Source organism: Paraconexibacter sp., assembly GCF_041602235.1.
Classification (GTDB): domain Bacteria; phylum Actinomycetota; class Thermoleophilia; order Solirubrobacterales; family Solirubrobacteraceae; genus Paraconexibacter.
The window spans coordinates 1-4782 of the sequence record NZ_JBFIGP010000289.1; the positions used below are offsets into that span (position 1 = coordinate 1).

Sequence of the window (4782 nt, forward strand, 5' to 3'; positions counted from 1 at the left end):
CGCTCGCGAGCACGCCCGCGGTACTCGGCCACCATGTCCGGGTCATCGAGCACGCGCTCGAGCTGCGCCGTCAGGGACGGCACCCCCTCGGCGCCGCTGAACGTCAGCCCGGCGTCCCCGACGGTCTCCACGTTCGGCGCGTGGTCGTTGACGATCACGCAGTTCCCGGCCGCGAGCGCCTCGAGGATCACCGGGTGGGTGCCACCCACCTCGGTCGGCGCGCAGAACGCGTAGGCGTGGTGCTGCAGCTCCCAGTACCCACGCCCGAAGACGTAGCCGGGGAAGATCACGCGCGGGTCGCCCTTGCGCCGCACCTGGGTGATGTACTCGTCCGCGTACGGCGCGCCACCGACGATGACGAGCTTCATCCCCCGCGCCCGCGCGTCGGAGATGCGCGCGAACGCGTCGACCAGGATGTGCGGGTTGTTCTCGGGCTCGAGCCGACCGACGAAGAGGATGTACTCGCGCGGCTTGAGACCCAGTCGCTCGAGGGTCTCGGTGCCGGTGTGGCCGGGGTCGTCGACGCCGTAGGGGACGACGCCGATCCGCTCGCCGTAGCGCTGCTCGAAGATCTCGGCGACCGCATGGGAGTCGGTGAGGGCGCAGTCCGCCCAGCGCGGCGCGTTGCGCTCCGCGAAGCGCAGGTAGCGCTTGGCGGTCGACGGCCACTTGGAGCGGTCGGAGTCCAGGCCGTCCACGTTGATGACCGTCGGGATGCCCGCCCCCCGCGTGATCAGGCACATGGGGCTGTTGCCCGCGATGAAGAACAGCGCCACGTCGGGCTTGACCTTGCGCGCGGCGTGGATGCTCGACAGGAGGGTGTGGGTGAACGTGTCGAGGTACTTGTTGCGCAGCGTCGGCAGGTGGACCAGCTGCGCGCCCTTCCACTCGGTCAGGCGGCGGTCCACCACGTGGGGCCGGCAGTAGACGATCACCTCGTGCCCGCGATCGGTGAGCCGCGAGGCCAGCTGCTCGGCCGCCGTCTCGAACCCGCTGTATGACGCGGGGATGCCCCGCGTGCCAAGAATCGCCACTCTCATCCGTGCGCACCTGCCTCCATGGCCAGGGTATACGCGTCGACGTGCGCGCGTGCCGACCGGGCCCAGGAGAACTCCGCGGCCCGGCGGCGTCCCCGCTCGGTGAGGTCCCGGCGCAACGCGGGATCCTGCGCCAGGCGCCCCAGCGTGGCAGCCAGCGCGGGCGCGTCGTGCGGGTCCACCAGGACCGATGCGTCACCGCAGATCTCGACGACCCCGGGGGAGCAGGCGGCGACGACCGGCACCCCGGCGCTCATCGCCTCCAGCGGCGTCAGGCCGAACCCCTCGTACAACGCCGGGTGCACGAGGGCCGCCGCCCCCGCGTAGAGCCGGCCGAGCGCCTCGGGTTCGGGACGCTCGACGACCCGGACGCCCTCCTCGCACGCCCGGGCGCTGCCCGCGAGCACCAGCGGCAGCGGCTCTCCGCCGTCGCGTGCGGCCTGCTCGCGGTAGAGGCGGTAGGCGGCGAGCAGGAGGCCGAGGTTCTTGCGGGGCTCGTCGTCCCCCACGTAGAGGAGATGCGCGACCTCGGCGTCCCGCGGGCGCGTGGCGTCCGGCTCCTGCCCCGGGCCATGGCGGGCGACGACGATCCGCTCGCGGGCGATGCCCCACCGCGCCATCACGTCCTGCGCCGTGGTCCGTGACACGGCCACCACGGCGTTCGCGCGCCGCGCGGCGGCCCGGTGCGCGATCCGCGCCCAGGTCCGGAACCCGCGATCGAAGCCCTCGGGCAGCCGCTCGAACGCCAGGTCGTGCACGGTCACCACCTGGGGCACCCCGCTCAACGGGCTCAGGGCGGGCAGCGGGTGGTGCACGACGTCGGCGCGCTCGCGAAACGCGCGGCGCGGCAGCTCGACGGTGGTCCACCACTCGTCCGCCCCCGCGTTCACCACGCTGCGACGCACTCCACCCCCGGGTGCCCGGCGGCCCTCGTTGCGGGCCTCCACGACCTCGACGCCCAGACGCTCCAGGGCCTCGGCCAGACGCGTCAGGTACACGCCGGTCCCCGTGTGACCGCGGAGCGCGAACGTCGTGTCGAGCAGGACCCGCACGGTCAGGACGCCACGACGTGGAACGCGCGCCGCAAGGTCGGCACGCCACCGGCTGCACGCAGGTCGATCTCGGTGAAGCCGGCGTCCCGCAGCAGCGCGGCGAGGGTGCGCCGTGAGAAGAACCGCAGGTGGTCGGCACGGGGGTCGAAGTGCGCGTCGAACGCGCTCGCCCGCAGGCCGAGGAGGACCGTGGTCACGCGGCCATGGTACGGCGTGGTGAGGATCAGGCGGCCGTTCCAGCGCAGAACCCGACGGACGTCCGAGAGCCACTCCACGGGGTCGACCACGTGCTCGAGCACCTCGCCGGCCCAGACCACGTCGAACGCGTCCTCCGCGAAGGGCAGCGGCACGCCCTCCGGGACGACCTGCAGCTCCGGGCGGACGGCACCCCCGGCCGCGGGCGTCGTGGCACGCCGGGCGCGGCGGATCGCCTCGTGGCTGACGTCGACGCCGCTGACGCGCACGCCGCGCTCGGCGAGCGCGCGGGCGAACGCCCCGTCCCCGCACCCGGCGTCCAGCACGTGGTCCCCCGGTTCGACGTGCTCCAGCAGGAACGCCCGGCGGGCCTCGAACCGCTCGGGCCGGGCGTCGGCGGGCACCGCCTGCCAGACGGCTTCACGGAGCGTTTCCACGAGCCGAGCAGCGTAGGCCATCGCGGTCCCCGACGGCCCCCGATACCGCCTGTCCGGGGCCGGTGCCGTACGCTCGCTTCCGTGACCGGCGTGCCCCGCCTGCTCGGCGTCAATGCCGTCGACCACCCCGGAGGGGCGGAGGTCGGCCTGCTGCGTCTCGCGCAGCGTCTCACCGCACGCGGATGGGAGATCACGCTGACCTCGCCCGAGGCCGGCCCGCTGGCGCGCTCGGGCTACGACTGGGCGCGACTGGACGTCGGTGGCCTCGGCGCCGGCGAGGGCGCCCGCGCGGTGGCCTCGTGGCCGCGGGCTCGCCGGCTGGCCCGCATGCACGACATCGTCTACCTGAACTCGACGGTCTGCGGCCGGCTGCTCCCGGCGCTCCGCGGGCACCGCGCCGTGCTGCACGTGCACGACGTCGTCGACCGCGTCCCCCGCCACTGGCACCGCGCCGACCTCGTGCTCGCCGACAGCCAGGCGGTCGCCGACCGGCTCGAGGGCCTCGACCCCAAGGTCGTGTACTGCCCGGTCGAGCTCGACCCCGAGCAGCGGCCCGCGCCCTGGCCGGCGGCCGGCCCCGAGGGACAGACGGGCCCGGTCATCGGGTACGTCGGGCGGATCGAGCCGCGCAAGGGCGTGGCCGACCTGGTCGCGGCGGCACCGGCCATCCACGCCGGCGCCCCTGGCTCCCGCGTCGTGCTGATCGGGGACGACCCCTACGACGCGGACCCGGGCTATCTCGCGCAGGTGCGCGAGTCCACGACCGTGGAGCACCTCCCGTGGGTCCCCGACGCGCAGTCGGTGATGCGTCACATGTCGGTCCTCGTCGCACCGTCGCACCAGGAGCCGTTCGGGACCGTGCTCAGCGAGGCGATGGCGGTCGGCGTGCCGGTCGTGGCCACGCGCGTCGGAGGTCTCGGCGAGGTCGTCGAGGACGGAGTCACCGGGGTGCTCGTGGAGCCGGGGGACCCGCAGGCCATCGCCTCCGCCGTCCTCCGCGTGCTCGATCAGCGCGACCGGCTCGGCGGACGCGCGCGCGAGGCCGCCCGGCGCTTCGGCGCCGACGCCTACAGCGACCGCGTCGAAGCCCTGCTGCGCCCCCTCCTGTCCGGGAACCTCGACGCCGCGAGCGGGGCGTGAGGGTCGCCTTCGACACGCGCGCGGGCCGCGACGTGCGGGGCATCGGGCGCTACGTGCGCTGCCTGCACGAGGCGCTGCTCGCCACCGCGCCGCAGGGACACGAGATCATCGAGGCGCACCGACCGCGACGGGTCGACGTCTACCACTCGCCCTGGATCGACGGAGCGGCCCTGCGTGCGGCCGTCCCGCAGGTGGTGACGCTGCACGACATGGTGCCGCTGAAGCGGCGCAGCGAGTACCTGCGATCCGGCGTGCGCTTCCGTCTGCGGTACCTGGCGGTCCAGCGCGCCACGCGGGTGATCTGCCCGACCGAGACCGTGGCACGCGACGTCACCGACCAGCTCGACATCCCACGGGAGCAGATCACCGTCATCTCCGAGGCGGCCGCGCCCGCCATGCGACCGCGCAGCCCCGAGGAGGTCGCCGCCGTGCGGGAGCGCTACGGGCTGCCCGCGGACTACCTCGTCTGGGTCGGAGGACTCGAGCACCCGGACCCGCGCAAGCGCGTCTCCGCGCTCGTGAAGGCACCACGCGACCTGCCGCTCGTCCTCGTCGGTCCGGCGCGCGAGTGGGCCTACGAGCTGGAGGGCGGCGACCAGGACCTCCTGCTCACCGGCCGGGTCGACGACGACGAGCTGGCCGCCGTGTACACCGGCGCCCGGGCGCTCGTGTTCCCGTCGGACGACGAGGGCTTCGGACTGCCCCCGGTGGAGGCGCTCGCGTGCGGGACCCCCGTGGCCGCGTGCGCGGTCCCCGCCCTCCAGGAGGTGCTCGGGGACCGGGCGACGTTCGTCGCGACGGACGACCTCGCCGGCCTGCTCGCGGCGGGCGCCGCGGCGGAGCGTCCCGCGCCCGCCCCGCCGCCGTGGACCTGGGAGGACGCCGCCCGCGAGACGTGGGCGGTCTACGCCGAGGTCGCCG

At 74.8% G+C, this 4782-nt stretch carries 5 protein-coding genes; 2 read left to right on the forward strand and 3 right to left on the reverse strand.

Annotated elements, in window-relative coordinates; translation table 11 throughout:
• The 3 genes from ABYE80_RS17275 to ABYE80_RS17285 all read right to left on the reverse strand — a co-directional run.
• Positions 1 to 1040, reverse strand: a 1040-nt coding sequence (locus ABYE80_RS17275) for a glycosyltransferase (protein ID WP_372791548.1), incomplete at its 3' end; no start/stop codon positions are given.
• Positions 1037 to 2089: a glycosyltransferase family 4 protein gene (locus ABYE80_RS17280; protein ID WP_372791549.1), complete on the reverse strand. Its 1053-nt coding sequence runs from the start codon at positions 2087 to 2089 to the stop codon at positions 1037 to 1039. The genes ABYE80_RS17275 and ABYE80_RS17280, both read right to left, overlap by 4 nt.
• 2 nt (positions 2090 to 2091) lie before the next feature.
• The gene (locus tag ABYE80_RS17285) at positions 2092 to 2721 is read right to left on the reverse strand and encodes a methyltransferase domain-containing protein (RefSeq protein WP_372791550.1); all 630 of its coding nucleotides are present in this window, start codon (positions 2719 to 2721) and stop codon (positions 2092 to 2094) included.
• An 81-nt stretch (positions 2722 to 2802) separates the two neighbouring features.
• Between ABYE80_RS17285 and ABYE80_RS17290 the strand changes: the two genes are divergently transcribed.
• Together ABYE80_RS17290 and ABYE80_RS17295 are read left to right on the forward strand one after the other, a co-directional pair.
• Entirely contained in the window at positions 2803 to 3861 is a 1059-nt protein-coding gene (locus ABYE80_RS17290) for a glycosyltransferase family 4 protein (protein WP_372791551.1), read from the forward strand.
• Positions 3858 to 4782: glycosyltransferase family 4 protein (locus ABYE80_RS17295; RefSeq protein WP_372791552.1), on the forward strand; the 925-nt coding region annotated here is incomplete at its 3' end. The genes ABYE80_RS17290 and ABYE80_RS17295, both read left to right, overlap by 4 nt.